Source organism: Streptomyces sp. NPDC047525, assembly GCF_040643025.1.
In the GTDB taxonomy this organism is placed as follows: domain Bacteria; phylum Actinomycetota; class Actinomycetes; order Streptomycetales; family Streptomycetaceae; genus Streptomyces; species Streptomyces durmitorensis.
On sequence record NZ_JBEYTL010000025.1, the window covers coordinates 15,640 to 33,049 of the forward strand.

The following is a 17,410-nucleotide window of genomic DNA, read 5'->3' on the forward strand; positions in this document are numbered from 1 at the left end:
CTTTACGCTGCTGGGCCTGTCGTCGCTCGTCCTCGGTGTGTGCGCGGTAGGAGATCTCGCGGAACAGCGCGGGGAGTTCGTCTTCCAGGCGCCAGCGTTGCCGGTCTCCCCAGTGAGAGCACTGCCGCACACGACCAAGCGCTCCCCCGGGCCCGCGCGCTGCTGATCGGCGAGCCGGAAGACGTCGAACCCGAGTGGGAACGCCCCTTCCACCTCGTCTTCCGCCAGGCCATCGTCTTCGGTGCCCTCGCCCAGTGCGTCGCTGCCCATCTGCCCACCCAGGCGGACGGGCTCCCGGACATCCTCAGCTCCTTGGTCACGGCGATGACCGGGGACGGCGCACGGGTCGAGGAGTTCTGGATGGTCCAGCACCTGCACAACGCGGCACGATGAGCAGCCTGACCGGCGCAGCTGGACACCGCACCGTCCCACCCCGGCGAACTCGCCGGGAAGATCCCGGCCGTCAACCACAGGAGAACCTCCATTCCGAGGTTGCAAGATGGGTTGTCAGCGCTTTTGTCCTCAGTACACCGCGGGCCGCGGACGCTCGTGTCACGACCCCTGCTTCCCGAGCGTCCGCGCCCCTCCCGCAGTCGTGCACATCCAGGCGGCGCCGCCGGTCGTGGTGCCGCCCGAACTGCTGTCGAAACGCTGCTGCTTGCCGTGTACGAAGCCAGAACCAGCCCTCTTGGTCAGTTCTTGCCGACCGGGCGGGCGTCCAGCGCCAAGCGCAGGCGCTTCGCGATGAGCTGGTACTGCGACACGAAGTTGAAGTCCTGCATCTGCGCGAGCTCGGGCAGCTGCCGGTGCGGAGCGGGCCAGCGCTCGCAGGTCGTCCAGCCAAGGGGGCGCAGCCCGACGCGGCTCATGTCCCGGTCGATGCCCGCCAGGTAGTCCGCGTCGACGGGCAGCTTCCAGTTCGACTGCCAGATCACTCCGTCGAGCGCGATGGGGAGATGCGGGGATCCGAAGAGGAAGCCCAGGCAGCGCTCTCGCAGAACCGCGGCGCTCTGCTCGGGGCTCAAGGGGACGCCTTCCTCTTCTCCGCCGAATCCGGGGAGCACAGTCCGGCAGTCGGTGTGCGGGAAGACGTCGATCTCACCGAGAACCACATGCGCGGTCGCGCTCTCCCGGTCGGGGTAGGACCAGTACCGCGGCAGGAGGACGATCACGTCGTAGGCGCCAAGGGCGTCGGCCATCGCTGCCTCGAGCGGACTGCGGTCCCTCCGGGGCCAGCCCCGGTCGCTCTCCCGTGAGGGGTGACGGACCTCCCACATGCAGGTGTGGTGCACCAGAACGCCGGGGCTGTTCGGCGAGGCCCACAGAGTGCTGGTCGTCGGCTCCGGCTGAGCGGCCAGCTCGATCTTCTTGCGGCGGCCCCGGCTGCGACGCATGCCGTCCACGAACCAGCGCTCCTCGGCTTCCTCCAGGAGCAAGACCCGCTGTCCGCTGTGCGCCCAGGCCGCCGCGATACCGCCGACCAGGTGGTAGAGGTTCCCCGAGCGCTCCGCCAGGAACCGCAGGACGTGCGGTGCGTGCGGCGTATCGCTGCTGGACGTCGCGCTGCGCAGGGCTTCGGTGTACTTGCCCCCGCTCCGGCTCGCCCGGCGGGCAGTCTGCGCGGCGGTGGACTGGTTCTTCGGCATGACGTACTCCTCTGCCGAGCCGGGCCACGCCCCCGGGACCGGCTCGTACGACTGCCGTGGACACGACGGAACGCAAGAACGGGAAGGGACGGGCCCCGAAGGACCTTGACCTCCGCATCCGGCGGCGTGGCTCCAGAAGCGGGCGGTGATCGGCAGTACGTCACTAGCCGGGCAGGATGTTAACCGGCGCGGCAGCACCGGCCGAAGCGACGAGCCGCCGCTTCCCTCGAACGGGCGAGACGCAGTCATCCCCCTCGATGTCGACCCTGCAGCAACTGCGCGATGGAGTAGAGCCAGCACTCACCGCGCGCATCGCCGCGCACGACCGCCCAGGTACTGACGACTCACCGGAGAAGGCGCGCCGTTCATGGTTGCTGGTGCAGATGACAGGCTGAAGGCGCCCGGCGGTCCCGTCCCCGCAGCTCGGTCAACTGATGACGAGACGCGGGCGACAGCCGAGGGAACGGCCCGGATGCTGCCGACCGCGATGGGTTCCATGCATCTTGAAGGCCCGCCCCAGCGTGTAGCGGGCCTTCAACAGGTGCCTACGGCGGCGTCGGCTGACCTGGCGGGGTCTGGGTCGGTGTGGATGTCGACGCCGGCGCAAAGGGAGGGACGGTCTGCTGCGGCGACGCGGCAGACGGGTCCTTCTCGATGACGATGTAGAACAGGCCCACCACGGCCGCACCGATGGCTAGAGCAGCGCCCAGTTTCTGGTCCTTGTATGCCGCATAGGCCACGGCGCCGCCCAGCATGAGGCCAACTACGAGCGTCAGCATCATCGGGCGCCCCCGTAGATCATCACGTGGGGCTGGTACCGGCAGGGAGTGGACCGGTCTTCGTCCTGGCGTGCTTTTGGGGGGAGGAGTCCCTTAGTCTCGACTTCGGTAGCGATGGCTCATCCAATCTAAGTGTCGGCTTCTGGCAGGAGCACGCTTGGCGGAGGACCGTCCGACTGTGTAGTGGCCCCCCGTTGGCGCGGGGGGCCACTGGTTTTGCCTCCAGAGGCGAGAACGGCTTCCGACTGTGTGGCTGACCCTCAACATCCCGTTGGCGCGAGTGGTGGGACTTGGTCGTAACCGGCTGGCGTCGATCGGGACCGTGTTGCCTGTGTCTCACCGCGTTGTTGGTCGAGAGCAAGCCTACGCAGCAGGCGCGACAACCAGGGGGCACTCAAGGTGCGGTCGGGCGTCTCAGCGCTCCCTCAGGGCCTAGCGGGGGGAACGCTTTTCCGGGGTTTGTGTAGCGTGGTTGTTGCGCTCCATGCCGAGACCGCTTCATCAGTGTTTTCGCAGTTCAGAGAGCTGTCACCCTCACGCCGCAGGCGCAAGTCGGCCGCCAGCACGCCTTCTCCGCTGTGATGCACTTCACTCATCTTTTGGCGGTGCCGTACGGGTTCGCCCTTGGACCAACCGCGCTTCTCCGTCTGCCTCATTGGCCGTAGGCCTCGACAACCGCCCTGGTAGGGGCTGTAGTCGGCGTCTCAGCCCAGCCCACCTTCATCCCCGTGTGCCTCCAGGAAGAGCTTCCGCACGTAGTCGTCCATGACGTCCTCGATGGCGCCCATGCTCATCAGGAACTCGGTGAAGTCGACGAACTTGCTCGCGAACTCGCCGAGGAGGTACTCGAAGTCGAGGCTGACGACCCGAGACCGCCTCGTGGACGAGGGTGTACAGCGTCAGCGGCGTGCAGAGCTTCTTGGCCTGGACGGTGTCCACTGAACGTTCCGCCCGCGTGGAGCAGGTTGCCCTTTTTCTTCTGCTCCGCGAACTCTGCGGTCTTCTCTTCGGTCGCCTTGTAGCCCTTGGTCTTGAACACCATGCACAAGTCGCCTGCGTCAAGGTGCAGGTCGAGCTGGTGGAAAGGCGACGCCACCGCGTTCATGAACCGATCCGTTGTTGGACAACCGCATCCGGGCGCCACGCTCCCCCTGGCTTCGGCCGGATGTCCTCAGCCTCCAGAACCCTGAGCGCGAGGCACTCGCGCTCAGCCATCGACACGCGGCTTCCCTCCCCTCACTCGTCCATCGACTCCGTAGCTGCACGTAGCGTGCTGTTGTGCGAGACGCCAAAGCTGGCCTCATCGAACGGCCGATCACCTTCGGCTACGACTTCCGCATGCGCTGCGACGATTGTGGCCAAACCTCGCCCCTGAGCGGTGCTGATTACCTCCGGCTCGACAACGAGGCCAGCGCGCGCATGGAATGCGATCTCTGCAAGGCTTCGATTCACTTCGGACCGCTGGCCGTTGGCCTCCGCGACCAGGACGACCCTGCGCTCGACGACCGCATGCTCAACAAGCTCATCTGGTACCTCACCAGTACCTATGAAAACTGGCCGAGCCCTGACTATGAACGCAACGTGCGGGACGGGTTCTCGACCAGCCCCGCTCGCTCGCTGATGGATGATCCCGAGCGCTTCCTGCGGGTTCACCTCGACAAGGCGCTCCACCTCGGCACCTTCGAAGCGGCCATCGAGAACATGTACAGGCGCATGCGGGACCAGGGCGACGAGCACTCGGCCTTCTACCTTCATCGTGTGCGCATCAACATCGCGCCTGACCGGGTCAACTCTGGCTTTCACGATGAGAACGACGAGCGAGCAGCGGACATCAGCATCACCGAGCTGACGGACCTCGGACTCGACGCCGTCCGTTACCTCAACGTATGGGAGGCTGCAGGGTGCATTTCCCTGGCCGTCTGTCCGCACGTCATCACCGCCATCCAGACCATCCCGGTCCCTGGCGCCCTCAGCCCTGATGACGACCTGCCCTCCGAGGTTCTTGCCCTCATCGAAAACCTTGAGCGCAAAGACAAGGAACCCGCGGCGCCCGAGGAACGGCAGGACCTCGCCTACAACCTCACTCAGGAACTCGAAGCCACCCTCGTCGCGTACTTCCTCCCCGAGGTGAACCCGAAGGTCGCCGATGACTTCACACGAGCGATCGGCTCGGCCCACGCAGGAGGAGACAGCGGCCATCTCGCACATGCGTGCCTGTTCGCGACGCACGCCGGCCTGCTTCATGCCCCGGAGCGAGTACTGGACCTTTTGGACGCGGCACCGAGCCGTCGGCGCGACTGATCTCGTACACGCGCCCCGCTTGAGAACCCATCTCTGAGAGCGCTGCGCCGTCGAGGCGAAGCTGGTATGCCCTGCGGTGAGGTCCCAAGATCACGACTGTTCGTCGGCGTAGCGGTACGAGCATGAACCTGGATGCCGTTGCGGACCACATTGCCCCTCCTGTCGCAGTGCTTGGCGGCAGAGTGCGGGCGGGCACTGACAGTCCGACCGTGCGCTAGCAGCCACGTTCACAGGACGCTCATGTACGTGAGGTCAATGAGCACCGCTCTCAGGAGCGGTGCTCATTGACCTCACGTACATGAGTACGGCTTTGCGGCACCGTTCAGGTTGCCCGGCGCAGGGGAACGACGACGTGCTCGCCGGTGCTCTTCTGGCTGAGGCGGTAGTAGCTGATGTGGGCGAGCCGCTCTGATTCCTCGAGCCAGCCGGCTTCCACGACTTGCCGCCTGGTGCGCGAGAACACGGTCGGCGACATGCCGACGAGCTTGGCCAGGTTGGCGCCGGTCTCGATGACGGCGCCGGCGCGGTCGGTGGGGTGCATGGCGTAGAGCATGACGACCAGGCGCTGGTTCGCGGTCATGCCCGAGGTGCGATGGAGGACGTCAAGGAGCTTCTGCTTCTCGTCGTTGTTCACTGGGCCTCCCACCGCGAAGGGGTCATGTTCTGGAATCCGGGGATCTCCGGCGGGTTGCATGACTTGATCGCCTCCCGCTGCTCGACTCCGGTGCCGTGAAAGGCAATGTACGGGCTGATCCGGTAGAGCCTGTAGTTGCCGATGCGTCCGCGCTCGATCAGGATGCGCCGTTTGACCAGCTTGCGGTTGATCTTCCCGACGGCATCGGCGGTCATACCGACGCGCTTGGCGATGTCGGCGCCGGTCGCTCGGAGCGGTGCCATGCCCTCAGGAGAGACCCCGATCCACCACAGAACCAGGAACTTCTGGCTCGGGGTGAACTCCTTGCTCTCGGTAATCGCCTCCACGCGGGCCTTGTCTACCTGGGTGTGGCCGCCGGAGAAGGCGTAGGGCGCGTAGGGGACTGCTTCGCCGGTGTCGGCATCAACCAGTCTGCGTACTGCTCCCAACGGGCCCTCCATGGATGGGCGTTGTCTCTACGTGCATGAGGGGCGGCTCTGAGGCCGACCAGATGAACTTAACGTACATGAGCGCTGAGTTCATCAACTCCGCTTCCAGGGCGTGTCGCCTGACCTTGCATCGATGGCCTGGATGGTCTGCCATCCCTGGAACAGGCGGCTGCTGATGAACGTGACGTTCATCAGGTCATGTCCTAAGAACGTGGTCACGGTTCTTGGAACCCGGGCACAGCTGTTTCCAGAACTGGCTGCCCTGCTCCTGCAAACCGGGTGGGAGTCTGTGGGGACTGGGTGCCAGATCGTCAGATCTTGATGGAAAGCACTGTTCCTGCAGGTCAGGCGACGATTGGGGGCGGCTCTCTCTTTAGTAGTAGGACACGCTGTCTATTCGGCGTCAGCTACCGGGCCTCGTCCTCAGTCGAGCAGCCGCGCAACCCGTAGGGCAGCTGCCCCTCAGGGGGCGTTGACTTCCGTAGCCGAGTGCTTCCGGTCGACGATCCACTGAAATCCGCCGCTCCCTCCTCAGCCAGTGAAAACACGCCAAGTACCGCTGCAGCCGAATGACCACCCGCCACGTGTGCCTCCATCAACCCATCCCGGTCCCAGCCACGTTGCTCTTGGCAACCACGTGCCAGCTTGGGCCGCGCGTGAAGGTGCAGCCCCCGTCGGGGCACCGGAGGCCCCTCGGGCCGAGGGTGTACCGACCCTTGGGCGTGGAGAGCGGCAGCTAGGCTTCCTGGCTCCAGAAAGACTGCAGCTACTGTGCGTCCTTGGCTTCGAGTGTCATCGCTCTCTGGCATCCCCAACCGCCCACAGCAGCAACAGAGCACCAGACACAGCGGTGCCCCGGGCCCATGCGGGTCCGTGGCACCATTCACTGCCGCGGTCAGGCTTCGACGTAGGCCACGATCGTGATCGTCCGCAAAGCGGTCACGTAGTAGATCACGCGGACCCTGTCGATCTCGTCTACATAGTCGCGCAGCAAGGTTCCCGGCACTTCGGTGCCGATCTCCGGGTTGACGCTGATGGCGACGATTACGCGGTCCAGGCGGTGAGTCTCGCTCGCGTTGAGCTTGGCCAGCTGGGTGAGCGCGGGCTCCACCAGGATGACCTGGGAACGCCGCGCACCGTGCTCAGGCGACACGGGGCTCCCCGTCGGCGAGACGGGCGAGATGGGTGTCTCGGGCGGTCTCCCACAGCACGCCGGATTCTGGCGAGGGGTAGCCGTTTTCGGCGATGTCCTCCAGGACGGAGGCGAGGGCATCGACCCGCGCGCGCTGCTCGGCCGCGTACCTGCGGACCGATTCGGCTGCGGATTCGTCGAGCGGCTGGCGGTCGTGTGCGGCGGCAGGCTCCTGGCTCATCGAGGGCTCCTGGGGCGTCATCTGGCGTGTGTCATCACGGTATCGCCGGGGCGCGGCACCGGTCTGCGTACAGACGAAACCCGCCCGATGACGCAGATCCCGGACCCAGGTGGACTCAGGACCCAGGTGAGCGTGTCCACCTGGGAAAACAGTCAGACCCAGGCCCCAGTGGCTAAAGCGGGACCCAGGTTCGTTCGGCGAGCTGAGTCCCGCGTCGGTGAGCCCGGCCGCGGTGCGGGTGTCCCGTGCCGTCGAACCTGGATCGTGTGCCACTGAAGTTGGACGACCGGTGGTCTCAAGGCAGCGAGTTGAGCCGTGCTGAAGCCCCCGCTCAGAGCGCCGTTGGGATGCTGAGCCGTCGGCTACGCCAGATCCCTAGCTTCCGTCCCGGGCTGCTGGTTTGTGCGGGGCGCGACATCCACGGCAAGGAGGAACGCAGCGATGCGCTCAGCCTTCCGCCGATGCTCCGGATGATGTCCGAGGTGCTCGCGCGCGGCGGCCAGAGTGCCAACCGAGAGGCCGGCGCCGCGGCCGAGCAGGCGGTGCACCATCTCTTCCTGTCCGAACCGGACCGCCCAGTCCAGGGCGGTTCTGTGCTTCATCAGCGCGTTGATGTCCGCCCCGCGGTCCAGCAGCAGGTCCACCGTTTCCGGGTGCCCCTCATCGCTGGCGGTGGCTGCCAGCACCAGCGGTACGTAACCCAGCCGACCCTGGGCGCCGGTGCGGGCACCGGCATCGAGAAGAACCCCGGCAACCGCCGTGTGCCCACGGCTCGCCGCCAGGCACAGAGGCGTTACATCCTGATACTCACCCGCCTGCTGCCCCAGGTCGGCGCCCGCTCCGACCAGTTGGCGCACGACATCGGCGTGCCCCTGCTCCGCCGCCAGGTCCAGCGCCGTACGCCCGCCACGACCCGGCGCATCCACCACGGCACCCTGCTCCAGCAGCCGTGCCACCTCGATCACGTCGCCGTCGCCCGCCGACCGCACCAGTTGATCCGCAGTGTCCATGCCTCGATCGTCCCAGTCCTCCGACCCCGAGGGAGCCCCCGGGCGCCCACAGTCCAATCCGCCTGCCATCGCGGAGGGGACCCGGACAGCGGATTCCGGTGCTGTCCAACTTCGCTGTCACGGAACCACCGGTCGTCCAATGTCAGTGGCACCGATCCAGGTTCGATGGCACGGGACAGCGGGGACGGGGAGTGATGGCGAGGTCCGGTCGCCGGGCAGGGGTATCACGCTGTCACGCCGGATCGGGCGCGGGGGCCCTTCCGGCACTCGTAAAGGGTTCAATGCGGACATTCGGCGGGTGCTATCGCGGGTGGCACGGCGGGCGTGACAGTCGGCGCGACAGGGCGCGTTACACCCGCCATGTGACGCACGGTGAGCGTGGCAGGTGTCGGTGACCTCCCATGTCACACGGTTACAGGTCGCCTCTCAGAAACGCGTCCACCTGGGAAAACATCGATCCTATCTCACAGGCATACAGGACAACAGGCCCATTTCTGACCCCAGACCCTCAGCCGCCTCACAGGAGTGCTGAGGGTCTGGGGGTTTGCTCTCGGTGATCAGTTCCGGGGCGGCGGCCAGACGTGCGGTCCGGTGCACTGCCCGCAGGCGGCGCAGTCGGCGCACGCCATGCAGAACTGCTTCGGGACGCGCGGGCACGAGCAGATCGGGTTGTAGTCAGGGTCGTCGTCGCCGGGGGGGGAGCGTCTCGCGGAAGGGCGGCTCGGTCCAGGCGAGGACCCGCGCGTCGGCGAGCAGGTTCTCGTAGTGGTGGCCGACCGCGCTGTGCTCGCGCCAGGTGGCCACCACCACCTCCTCCGCCGCGCTCATGGCGTGCCGTCCTTCACCGCGGCCGCGGTGTCGAGCCATGCGGCGAGCGCGGTCGTGGCGGCGGGGTCGGCCTGGGCGAGGCGGCTGACGAACTCGAGGTCACTGTCGACGGCCGGGGCGCCGGTGCGGGCGAGGGCGGCGAGCAGCGCGGCGCGGGCGCGCACCGGGACGGGCAGCAGGCGAAGGCGGGCCGTCCGGGCATCGAGGGCGGCGTAGTGGCCGGAGTGGTCGGCGAGGGTGCGGGCGAGCCAGTCGTCGCCGCACCGGCGCGATAGTCGCCGTGGTCGGCCAGCAGTTCACGGGCGGCTTCGCCCCGGGGCGGCTCGCGACAGTCCGATCGAGTCGGCCGGCCCCGGCCAGGCCCGCCAGTTCGTCGGCCCGTGCGGCTACCCGCTGCTGCTCCTGGCGGCCCTGCTGCTCGACTTCCTTGCGGCGCCGGTCTCCGGCCAGCTCCTCCTGGGCGACGGCGTCGGCGTCCGGGGCGTACGGGCCGCCGGTCGCGGCGAGCAGCTGCACGATGCGCCGCCACTCCGCGAGCTCCGCTTCACGGCGGCCGCCGTCGTCGGCCGCGGCTTCGTCGCGGCGGTCCAGGTGCGCGTGCAGTGTCGACACCGGCTGGGACAACAACCGCAGCAGCATCGGCTACCAGCCTTTCATCTGCTATTGCCACGGCGACCGCACCGACGCGGTCCTCGCCGACTGGGTGTACGTGCTCAAGCCGGATGGCGTCGACGTGTGCACCGACATCAGCGAGGACGGCACCGCGGCCTGGCAGCTCGGGATCTTCTCGCCTTGGCCCCAGCTGCGCCGCACACCGGCCCCGGAGACTTTCGAAGAGATCGTCGAGGCCGGCCTGTCGCTCATGTATCGGGCCGTCGTGCGGCTCGAGCAGCAGACCTGACCGCGTTCCCGGTCGTCATCGGGCTGAAAGCGTGAGCGCTCCTCGACGAGGCAGCAGCGCGACGGCCGCACCATCTGCTGACCTGACAAACCCCGGGACGGACAGACTGCCCCGGTCGTACCGTCACACCACAGACCAGTGCCAATCCGCCCAGGAGACGTAGTGATCCCAGCACAACACCCCTACGAAGCGCATTACAAGCAGGAAGAGGACGGCCGCACAGTCTTCAGAAGCAAGCCTGTCATCGCCTGGGACGACGAGGGCCAAGCGCTCATTGTTGATGAGCACACCGGTCGACTTGTCCCGGCGAACAACGGCCGCACCTTCACCGGGCTCTCGGAAGGTGGGCACCCCGTTGTCGCCGCCATCCCTGGGGGCGGGTGGAGTGCTCGGTACAAGCACCCGGACGGCACGTCCACCGTGGACCCGCTGGTGGCCTGGACCGTCCACAGCAACGGCACTCTCACCCCCGTCGACACCGACACCACCGGCCTGTGCGACGACGCCACCGGAGTGAGCAACTTCGACGGCCTCATCGCCCCCGGAACCGAGACGCGGACGCCGCGACAGGGCCAGAAGACACAGTGATCGAATACATCGGGGTGTCGGGCCCACCCGACGCACTCGTCTGCACAATCTTCGTCTGTGACACCTGCCGCGAACAGGTCATCGAACGCGGCAACAACGTGTGGGGAAGCACAGCCGGCGCCCCTGGGCCGCGCCGCGGAACCCCCATCCACGTCACCCACGAGGGACACTGCGACGCCGCTTTCGACCAATGGTTCGCTCAGGCGTACCCCGACGCCGACGGCTGGATGCAGCTCTCCGAAGAACTCGACTTCTTCGCCCGCCAGCTCGCCCACAATGCCACCAAGCCCCTCCCGGCCGACGACGGCATCCGCACCCACCCCCAGCAGCTCACCCTGCCCCGCCTCGCCCAGGAGACCCAATGACGGGCAAGCAGCTCACCGCCCAGAACGCGACGATCACCACGGCCTCCGTCGAGGTCAAGACCCTCACGATCAAGGGCAAGCAGGTCACCCTCGCCGTGTTCCGGCAGCTGAAGGAAGAGCCCCTCATTGCAGAAGACGGCACCCTCCTCGGTGGGCCGTGGGGCATCGTCAACTACCACCCAGACAAGTGCGCAGATGCCCCCGAGCATCTGCACGTCGTCTGGCAGAAAGGCGACGAACTTCGCCGCTCTGCCGTGCAGATGCCTCACGCTGGCTATCACTCACACCCTCTGGCCGATATGTACGTCGCGGCCAGGATCATAGAAGGAACCGCCCACGCCCCGTGGGGTGCCCCCGAGTACCCTGACACCCTGCGACTCGGCGAAAAGGTGCCTGGCGGTTGGACCTTCTACCAGGCAGGACGCTTTCTCGTCGGCACCATGATGTACGAAGGCAAGATCTCCGCCGGTACGCAGGAGAACTGGAGACGAGGAAACCCGGTTGATCCCCCGCTGGTCGAAACCTTCCGGGACGCCCTGGTGAGCTTGGACATTGCGCCTTCAGCAACAACAGGGGCCACTGCCGCCAAACTGATCGATCTAATTCCCGCAGAGCAGTACCAAGAGACCGTCGACAAGCTGACGGAGCTGCCCCAACTGTTCATCGCGGTCTGACAAGCGCGACGGCGGGCCCCGTCCGTAGCAGGGTCCGCCTATCCCCCTAATCGTCTCAGCCCTCGCCCAGCACGTGGAGACGGACATGGGCAGCACGGACAGTGCCCAGCTCATCGACGCGACCCCCGCCGCCAGGCTCGCCGTCGGCGGCCGGGGCGCCGGTGCAGGCGAGCGGGGCGGCGTGGGTGCGCGCCCGGTCGGGCAGCGAGTCGACGGCGGCCGTGCGCGTGGTCGGGTCGGCGTAGTGGCTGGAGCGGTTGGCGAAGGCCTGCGCCAGCCAGCTATTGACCACGGGGTGGTAGTCGCCTCGGTGGACCAGGAGCTCGCGGGCGGACTCGTCTCCGGGCCGGGTCTCCACGGTCCGGTCGAGTCGGCCAGGCACGAGAACTCTCGAAACCTGAGGCGGGTCCTAGTCCGAACCGTCTCCCGACTGCGCTGAGAGATCGTCTTGCTCCAGCCACAGCCGCACAGCGCGGTTGAGCAGGCTTTCCAACTGCTCTTGGTCCGTCTCGACCTGGACTGGCTCACTGCCGCCGCGTGGCAGTACGTCGGCGACTCCGTCTGGGAGCCGCTCGTTCCGCCCGCCGGCGGCGAGCGAGAGCTGGACAGCCCGGCCGACGCCCTGGTCGAAGTGCTGAGCACGCTGGCCCGGCGCCAGCACGAACACCGCGAACGCACTGTCGACCGGCTCCAGGCGGTCATCGACACCGGGCTGCTGCCCACCGAGCTCTCCGAGATGGCGGTGTACTACCAGGCCAAGGCGCAGCGCGACCTCGGCCGCACGGCAGAATCTCGGCACGGCATGCAGCTGGTCGCCGACGGTGGCGGCCGCCTCGCCACCGCTGCCCGCCGCGGTCTGGCCCACCTTGCCCGCATCAGCGGTGACTTCCCCACCGCCTTCGAGGCCGCCCAGAGTCTGGGCTGGAAGGGCCGCCACCACCGGGTCCGCGGTGACGTGTTGTGGCCCCAGGGCGACATGACCGGCGCGGCCGCCGCGTACGAGGCTGCCCGCAGCGAGGCCGAACAGCACGGTGTCGCCGGGGAACGCGCCCACGGCCAGGCCCACCGCGCCCTGGCCGTGGCCTTCACCGACCCCGTCGGCGCCGATGACGAGATCGACCTCGCCCGGCAGTACCTGAGTGGCCTCGACCTGCGCGCCACGTCCCTGACCGTGCAGATCGCCGCACTCATCCGCGACGCCGGCACCACAACCACCCAGTTCGACGACCGCGCACACCTGCTGCGCACCGAAGCCGAACTCGCCGGACTCACCGCCATCCAGGTCCTGCTCGAACTCGCCGTCGCCTTCCACCACGCCGTCCGCGGCGAACTGACCGACGCGGGCCTGGAGCAGCTGCGCACCCTCACCGCCAGCGGCGAGTACCCGTATACGTGGACATCGCCGCCTTCATGGCCGCCCTGCCCCTGCCCGCCCCCTCCTCCGCGTCCTGGCTCGACGCCCCGGACACCACCCGAAATCGCTGGCGCACCGTGGTCACCACCCGACGCCACCACAACGGAGCTTCATAGAGCTGCGCCGACGCAAGGGGGAGTACGAAACGGCCCTCGCCACCCGGTCTCGGACCGGGCAGCGAGGGCCGCCTTTTTGCGTATGCGCCATGACAGTGGGACAGACAGCGGGCGATGTGATCGGTCCTCCGTCGCGCCGGGGGTCTCACCTACTGCCTGGAGAGGCAGCTCAGGTACACCGGCGTCCCATCTTCGCGAAGTGGCGGTTGTAGCCCTTGGTGTCCCACCACTCTTCCAAGAGGCCTCGCACCAGCTCAACCAGCTGGCGAAGACGCTCAGGATCAGGGGCAGGCGAGGTGAACACGTCTACAAAGGATCTGTCACTCCATGGCAGTGTGAGCACCCAGCACTCGTCGGCGTGATCCTTCCGCTCGATGATGAGCCGGTAGGTCAGCGTGAGGCTACGGTCCGGTTGGTGGTCTACCGTCAAGTCGGTGACACTGAACCGGGTCGCGCCATCATCGGAGGTGTAGGAGCGAGCCAGGACGCCCTCAGCCGGCGTGTGAGCCACCGAATGCACCTCTCATCTCGTCTGCCAGCAGCCCACGTTAGCCGCTAGCAACTGGCGGCGGCGCGGCCCGTGTACTTGTAGGCGGTCCGCAGGTCGTTGCTACCGGCGGGCGTTCCGATCTTGGTACGGAATGTCTCGCGAGTCGGGCAGGAAGCGCTCCAGGTCGAGTACCCGCCCCCGTTCCACTTGCCGGACCATATGGCGGCACTGATCTTCTTGTTCATCGTGTTGTTCCAGCCGTGACCCGCCTTGATGTGCTTCCAGCCCCACGAGCCGGTGCCGCAGCGCAGGGTGTACTTGTTAGGACCACGGAAGTACGTGCGCACGACGTAGTTCCTACCGTGGCTCCTGCAGGCCGTGTTGGGATTAACGGCGTTGACCGTCACGGTCGGCCTGCTCGAAGAAGCCGCCGCGGATCCAGCTGTGGGAATGAGCAGAGCCGACGCGACGACGCTGGCGCAAAGCGCCGCCTGGGCGTTGCGGGATGTGTTGCCGAGCAAAGAGTCCCCCTCTGTGGTTTGCCTCCGTGGTCATGGGAGGCGTGATCGGCCTCGGCTTCGAAACCGAACGTGATCGGACCATGTCACTCTGTGCACGGTCAATCGAAATATGATCATTCAGGCCATCCTGCGAACAGGCGCTAGCCGGCGGCGAGCCCCCCTTGCGCCTCCGCCCGCAAGAAGGGGCTAGGGGCCAGAGCGGCGATCAGGTCATCTGACTCGCACCAGAAATCGAACACATGCTCTACTGAGGGCATGGTGCACACAGAACACACCCCCGACATCGTGCAGACCCAGCGCGACTGGACCCGCACCTACAACGCTCTCGCCCAAGCCCCCGCCACCAGCAACACCGTCCTGCGCCGACGGCTCATCGGCCTGTCGCGCCGCCTTGTCCAAGAGGTGCCGCGCGCCCAGCTGGCCGACCTTCGCCGCCGCACCGAGGAACGGTCATGACCCGGCGCTCGTGGGACGTCACCGACCGGCAGCAAGCAGTCCTGTCCTGCATCCGCGCCCACATCCTCGACCGGGGTGAGGCTCCCAGCGTCCGGGAGATCGGCCGCGCCGTCGGACTGTCCAGCCCCTCCTCCGTGCTCTACCAGCTGCGCCGCCTCGAACAGGCCGGGGCCGTCGTGCGGGCCCGCGGCACCGGCTGGCGGGACTACCGGCTCAGCTGATGACCGAGATCCGGCGCATCGACGTGCTCCGCTTCCTGGAACGGGTGCAGGAACGCGATCTGGCACGCACCCGCGCCTGGATCGCGGACGAGGAACGGCGAGAGACCGAGCGGATCCGCGGCGAGCAGGCCCGGCCGCCGGCTCCGGACTGGCTCATCGAGCGTGCGGGCGGGCGGTAGGAGCCGCGGCCGGTACCGTCCGGCACGGCCGCCGTCACACGTAGCCGCTCACTGACGGTGCCTTCGACCGTGGGCCTGGCCGGGGAGGGTACGGCCTACTGGCCGGTCATGGTTGTGATGTGGGTCACGTGTCTGCAATGGCCCGTGCGGCACGCAGTGCCCAGCAGGCGCACGTGACCGATGGGGAACATGCGAGCGAGCACCGAATTTCCGGCCCCTGTGAGCGCGGCACTGAATGCCGCACCGAATGCGCCCATACCAGAACCAGCATTACCCGGGAGCGGTATAAGGAATTCTCGCGGAAATCTACGCCCCTTGCATAAACGAACACGCCATTTTTGACGGCGAATGTCCGGTATTGGGCTTCCGTTTTTGAAGGGTTTGGGCGGTTAAATGCTCAACGCACTACTGTTTGGCGGCCCACCCTGCGTAAAGCTAAGGTCAGCACAGCGTGAGTCCCGGGGGTCTTGCACACCCGTATCCGGGACCCACGCCATTCACTGAAACGCAAGATCAAAAGGAGCAACAGTGAAGTTCTCCCCTGATCCTCTCGGATCAAAACCCCCACGTAGGAGGCCCTTCCGCGGTCCCGACGATAACAGGCGTGACGAAATTCCCCAACGTCACGTACGGGTAGTTCACATCGAGTACGTGGCCATTCCGGCGGTCCCGATCGTGATGATCTCATCGCCTCACGCGACGACTCCGACGGAATGGGCACTGTCCGCCGGTGCCGCCGCTCTGGCTCTCCTGGGCCGCCTGGCGTGGAATTTCGTCACCCCCGGGCCGCGCACAGCCTGACACCGACGCCGGGGGCGGCCCGCACGCCGCCCCCGGCATTCCCGGCGCACTGGTTCCCGACGAAACGGTTGGATCCCACCGCTGGCGTGACGGAATTGCCGTCCCCTTTTCGCTTCCCCGGAGGCAGACCCCCTGCCACCCGGGGCTCAAAAAAAGGACCCCTCACCGTGAACCGGACCAGCGAACCGTGGTCCACGTGCCCGTACTGCGGCACGCCCTTCCCTCTCAAACAGCGCGGCCGCAAGGCGACCTTCTGCGGCCAAGCCTGCCGCCAGGCCGACTACCGCAAGCGCGAGCGCGCCAAGAAGAGCGGGGGCGCCTCGGCCACCGGCCCGCCCCGCCTCACCGACCTCCACGAGGAACTGCGCGAACTCGCCCTGGACGGACAGGACGACATGCGCCACCTGGTCCGCCTCATGGCAGGCGACGATGTCGCAGCCTTTGAACTGGTCGACATCGCCAACCAGTTGCGCGAACGCATGGAAGCCCTCACCGCCGGCCTCATCGCCCGAGCCCGCGCCACCGGCACCCCCTGGCAACTGCTCGGCCGCCTCCTGCACATGAGCCCCGAGACCGCCCGCCGCGTCTACCACGAACGCCATGTCGAGCAGCAGCTCGCCCGCTACATCACCCCCGCGACGCCCACCGCCCCGCCCCCGGCCGAACAACCCGCCGCCCCCTCCAACGACCAGGAGGACACGATGCCCCCGGCCCCGGCCCTGCGCTCACAGCGCGCCGCCAACCGGCTCGCCCCGGTCCTGTCCCAGCTCCAGCGCGTCAGCGGCATCCCCCTGCGCCAGCTGGGACTGCGCGTCAACTGCTCCGCGTCCTACCTCAGCCGCGTCCTGAGCGGCGAACGCTTCCCCACCTGGCGCCTCACCGAGAAGCTCGGCTCCGCGCTCGGAGCCGACGCCCAGGTACTGCGCCAGGTCTGGCACAGCGAACACGTCCGACAAAACGCATCCGCACCCGAGGACAGCGATCTCCACGCCGCACTGCGCACCATGTACGCGCTGGCAGACCGCCCCGCACCCCAGGACCTGGCCACCGCCAGCGGAGGCCTCCTGGACTCCCACACCATCAACGCCCTCCTCGAGGGCAGCCACAACGCCGAATGGCCCGACGTCCAGCTGCTCGTCCAGGCCCTGGACGGCGAACCCGCCTACTTCCGCCCCCTGTGGGAGAGGCACCAACAGACGACCACCCCCGCCGCACCGCCCCATACCGACCAGAAGGTCAACAATCTCCTGGTCTCCTTCGGCAGCGCCTTCAACGACTCCGACTCCCGCCAGCGCGCAAAAGCCCGGCTCCTGGCCCGCACCACATAGCAACCGGCCGCCCGCCTCGTCAGTCGGTCTGGACACGCCTCTGGTCCGCCTCGGCGAGCACACCGAGGTCCGCGGCGCCGCCCGGTTCCGTTGCGGCGCCAGCTCTGCGCTTCGCTGGACGCCGACGGCGTCCGTGTTCAGCCATGACGAAGCCCCGGCTGGACGGGGGAGACCAGCCGGGGCGGAAGGTGGTGGCACGCGGAGGGCGGTCGCCTCTCGGCGAGTGGCTCCATGGGGCTTCAGCCGAACGATCGTCCCCATGGGCTATGTGTGGGCCCGGGGACACTGTCCCCTCCGCAGCCACATGCAGATGAACGTCGAACCAAGCCCGTTTGT

23 protein-coding genes and 1 pseudogene are annotated in these 17,410 nt (G+C 67.4%); 12 read left to right on the forward strand and 12 right to left on the reverse strand.

All coding sequences use genetic code 11. The features are described from left to right. The first annotated feature begins 39 nt into the window (after positions 1–39). Positions 40–393 carry a hypothetical protein gene (locus ABZ833_RS41280; RefSeq protein ID WP_361058392.1) on the forward strand — a complete coding sequence of 118 codons (354 nt, stop codon included), beginning with the start codon at positions 40–42 and terminating at the stop codon, positions 391–393. A 299-nt stretch (positions 394–692) separates the two neighbouring features. Here the strand turns inward: ABZ833_RS41280 and ABZ833_RS41285 are convergent, their stop codons facing one another. Both ABZ833_RS41285 and ABZ833_RS41290 read right to left on the reverse strand, forming a co-directional pair. Further along, positions 693–1,646 carry a hypothetical protein gene (locus ABZ833_RS41285; protein WP_361058394.1) on the reverse strand — a complete coding sequence of 318 codons (954 nt, stop codon included), beginning with the start codon at positions 1,644–1,646 and terminating at the stop codon, positions 693–695. A gap of 545 nt (positions 1,647–2,191) precedes the next feature. Next, the gene (locus tag ABZ833_RS41290; protein ID WP_361058396.1) at positions 2,192–2,428 is read right to left on the reverse strand and encodes a hypothetical protein; all 237 of its coding nucleotides are present in this window, start codon (positions 2,426–2,428) and stop codon (positions 2,192–2,194) included. A gap of 1,275 nt (positions 2,429–3,703) precedes the next feature. Here ABZ833_RS41290 and ABZ833_RS41295 point away from each other — a divergent pair. Further along, the gene (locus ABZ833_RS41295; RefSeq protein WP_361058398.1) at positions 3,704–4,726 is read left to right on the forward strand and encodes a hypothetical protein; all 1,023 of its coding nucleotides are present in this window, start codon (positions 3,704–3,706) and stop codon (positions 4,724–4,726) included. 322 nt (positions 4,727–5,048) lie between these two features. On the opposite strand, the gene ABZ833_RS41300 is transcribed toward ABZ833_RS41295, so the two are convergent. The 7 genes from ABZ833_RS41300 to ABZ833_RS41330 form a co-directional block, all read right to left on the reverse strand. Next, positions 5,049–5,360 (reverse strand): replication initiation protein, RepL2, encoded by a 312-nt coding sequence (locus ABZ833_RS41300; RefSeq protein ID WP_361058400.1) that lies wholly within the window; start codon positions 5,358–5,360, stop codon positions 5,049–5,051. After that, the gene (locus ABZ833_RS41305) at positions 5,357–5,809 is read right to left on the reverse strand and encodes a helix-turn-helix domain-containing protein (protein WP_361058402.1); all 453 of its coding nucleotides are present in this window, start codon (positions 5,807–5,809) and stop codon (positions 5,357–5,359) included. Before ABZ833_RS41305 ends, ABZ833_RS41300 begins: the two co-directional genes overlap by 4 nt. An 895-nt stretch (positions 5,810–6,704) precedes the next feature. Next, positions 6,705–6,962: a hypothetical protein gene (locus ABZ833_RS41310; protein ID WP_361058404.1), complete on the reverse strand. Its 258-nt coding sequence runs from the start codon at positions 6,960–6,962 to the stop codon at positions 6,705–6,707. Next, positions 6,952–7,182 carry a hypothetical protein gene (locus ABZ833_RS41315; protein ID WP_361058406.1) on the reverse strand — a complete coding sequence of 77 codons (231 nt, stop codon included), beginning with the start codon at positions 7,180–7,182 and terminating at the stop codon, positions 6,952–6,954. The genes ABZ833_RS41310 and ABZ833_RS41315 overlap by 11 nt, the downstream gene beginning before the upstream one ends. A 362-nt stretch (positions 7,183–7,544) precedes the next feature. Next, entirely contained in the window at positions 7,545–8,192 is a 648-nt protein-coding gene (locus ABZ833_RS41320; protein WP_361058408.1) for an ankyrin repeat domain-containing protein, read from the reverse strand. 675 nt (positions 8,193–8,867) lie between these two features. Beyond that, positions 8,868–9,020 carry a hypothetical protein gene (locus tag ABZ833_RS41325; protein WP_361058410.1) on the reverse strand — a complete coding sequence of 51 codons (153 nt, stop codon included), beginning with the start codon at positions 9,018–9,020 and terminating at the stop codon, positions 8,868–8,870. Beyond that, the gene (locus ABZ833_RS41330) at positions 9,017–9,184 is read right to left on the reverse strand and encodes a hypothetical protein (RefSeq protein ID WP_361058412.1); all 168 of its coding nucleotides are present in this window, start codon (positions 9,182–9,184) and stop codon (positions 9,017–9,019) included. The genes ABZ833_RS41325 and ABZ833_RS41330 overlap by 4 nt, the downstream gene beginning before the upstream one ends. Before the next feature lie 353 nt (positions 9,185–9,537). Here ABZ833_RS41330 and ABZ833_RS41335 point away from each other — a divergent pair, with 353 nt between their 5' ends. The 4 genes from ABZ833_RS41335 (at position 9,538) to ABZ833_RS41350 (ending at position 11,548) form a co-directional block, all read left to right on the forward strand. Further along, the gene (locus ABZ833_RS41335; protein ID WP_361058414.1) at positions 9,538–9,921 is read left to right on the forward strand and encodes a hypothetical protein; all 384 of its coding nucleotides are present in this window, start codon (positions 9,538–9,540) and stop codon (positions 9,919–9,921) included. Positions 9,922–10,083: 162 nt separating this feature from the next. After that, on the forward strand, positions 10,084–10,509 hold the full coding sequence (locus tag ABZ833_RS41340; protein WP_361058416.1) for a hypothetical protein: 426 nt from the start codon (positions 10,084–10,086) through the stop codon (positions 10,507–10,509). Continuing rightward, complete coding sequence (locus ABZ833_RS41345; protein WP_361058418.1) at positions 10,506–10,874, forward strand: hypothetical protein; 369 nt, start codon at positions 10,506–10,508, stop codon at positions 10,872–10,874. The genes ABZ833_RS41340 and ABZ833_RS41345 overlap by 4 nt, the downstream gene beginning before the upstream one ends. Then, complete coding sequence (locus ABZ833_RS41350) at positions 10,871–11,548, forward strand: hypothetical protein (protein ID WP_361058420.1); 678 nt, start codon at positions 10,871–10,873, stop codon at positions 11,546–11,548. The genes ABZ833_RS41345 and ABZ833_RS41350 overlap by 4 nt, the downstream gene beginning before the upstream one ends. A 55-nt stretch (positions 11,549–11,603) precedes the next feature. Here ABZ833_RS41350 and ABZ833_RS41355 read toward each other — a convergent pair whose 3' ends face one another. Beyond that, positions 11,604–11,930, reverse strand: a complete 327-nt coding sequence (locus tag ABZ833_RS41355; protein ID WP_361058422.1) for a hypothetical protein — start codon at positions 11,928–11,930, stop codon at positions 11,604–11,606. A 249-nt stretch (positions 11,931–12,179) separates the two neighbouring features. Here ABZ833_RS41355 and ABZ833_RS41360 point away from each other — a divergent pair. Continuing rightward, positions 12,180–12,518, forward strand: a pseudogene (locus tag ABZ833_RS41360) (ATP/GTP-binding protein); the annotation flags it as partial. A gap of 422 nt (positions 12,519–12,940) precedes the next feature. Next, positions 12,941–13,078, forward strand: coding sequence for a hypothetical protein (locus ABZ833_RS41365; protein WP_361058583.1), 138 nt, complete (start codon positions 12,941–12,943; stop codon positions 13,076–13,078). Positions 13,079–13,247: 169 nt separating this feature from the next. Here the strand turns inward: ABZ833_RS41365 and ABZ833_RS41370 are convergent, their stop codons facing one another. Further along, complete coding sequence (locus tag ABZ833_RS41370; RefSeq protein WP_361058584.1) at positions 13,248–13,589, reverse strand: hypothetical protein; 342 nt, start codon at positions 13,587–13,589, stop codon at positions 13,248–13,250. A 44-nt stretch (positions 13,590–13,633) separates the two neighbouring features. Beyond that, positions 13,634–14,089, reverse strand: a complete 456-nt coding sequence (locus ABZ833_RS41375) for a hypothetical protein (RefSeq protein ID WP_361058424.1) — start codon at positions 14,087–14,089, stop codon at positions 13,634–13,636. Between the two features lie 255 nt (positions 14,090–14,344). Between ABZ833_RS41375 and ABZ833_RS41380 the strand changes: the two genes are divergently transcribed. The 4 genes from ABZ833_RS41380 (at position 14,345) to ABZ833_RS41395 (ending at position 17,074) form a co-directional block, all read left to right on the forward strand. Continuing rightward, on the forward strand, positions 14,345–14,545 hold the full coding sequence (locus tag ABZ833_RS41380; protein WP_361058426.1) for a hypothetical protein: 201 nt from the start codon (positions 14,345–14,347) through the stop codon (positions 14,543–14,545). Continuing rightward, positions 14,542–14,766, forward strand: coding sequence for a hypothetical protein (locus ABZ833_RS41385; RefSeq protein ID WP_361058428.1), 225 nt, complete (start codon positions 14,542–14,544; stop codon positions 14,764–14,766). Before ABZ833_RS41380 ends, ABZ833_RS41385 begins: the two co-directional genes overlap by 4 nt. Continuing rightward, positions 14,766–14,945 carry a hypothetical protein gene (locus ABZ833_RS41390; protein WP_361058430.1) on the forward strand — a complete coding sequence of 60 codons (180 nt, stop codon included), beginning with the start codon at positions 14,766–14,768 and terminating at the stop codon, positions 14,943–14,945. The genes ABZ833_RS41385 and ABZ833_RS41390 overlap by 1 nt, the downstream gene beginning before the upstream one ends. 968 nt (positions 14,946–15,913) lie before the next feature. Continuing rightward, entirely contained in the window at positions 15,914–17,074 is a 1,161-nt protein-coding gene (locus ABZ833_RS41395; protein ID WP_361058432.1) for a helix-turn-helix domain-containing protein, read from the forward strand. The last annotated feature ends 336 nt before the right edge of the window (positions 17,075–17,410 follow it).

What these genes read in the sequence shown, in the direction of transcription:
- ABZ833_RS41285 (WP_361058394.1), bottom strand. Translation starts at nt 1,646, where the DNA reads ATGCCGAAGAACCAGTCCACCGCCGCGCAGACTGCCCGCCGGGCGAGC.
- ABZ833_RS41290 (WP_361058396.1), bottom strand. Translation starts at nt 2,428, where the DNA reads ATGATGCTGACGCTCGTAGTTGGCCTCATGCTGGGCGGCGCCGTGGCC.
- ABZ833_RS41315 (WP_361058406.1), bottom strand. Translation starts at nt 7,182, where the DNA reads ATGAGCCAGGAGCCTGCCGCCGCACACGACCGCCAGCCGCTCGACGAA.
- ABZ833_RS41320 (WP_361058408.1), bottom strand. Translation starts at nt 8,192, where the DNA reads ATGGACACTGCGGATCAACTGGTGCGGTCGGCGGGCGACGGCGACGTG.
- ABZ833_RS41325 (WP_361058410.1), bottom strand. Translation starts at nt 9,020, where the DNA reads ATGAGCGCGGCGGAGGAGGTGGTGGTGGCCACCTGGCGCGAGCACAGC.
- ABZ833_RS41335 (WP_361058414.1), top strand. Translation starts at nt 9,538, where the DNA reads ATGCGCCGCCACTCCGCGAGCTCCGCTTCACGGCGGCCGCCGTCGTCG.
- ABZ833_RS41350 (WP_361058420.1), top strand. Translation starts at nt 10,871, where the DNA reads ATGACGGGCAAGCAGCTCACCGCCCAGAACGCGACGATCACCACGGCC.
- ABZ833_RS41380 (WP_361058426.1), top strand. Translation starts at nt 14,345, where the DNA reads ATGGTGCACACAGAACACACCCCCGACATCGTGCAGACCCAGCGCGAC.
- ABZ833_RS41385 (WP_361058428.1), top strand. Translation starts at nt 14,542, where the DNA reads ATGACCCGGCGCTCGTGGGACGTCACCGACCGGCAGCAAGCAGTCCTG.
- ABZ833_RS41390 (WP_361058430.1), top strand. Translation starts at nt 14,766, where the DNA reads ATGACCGAGATCCGGCGCATCGACGTGCTCCGCTTCCTGGAACGGGTG.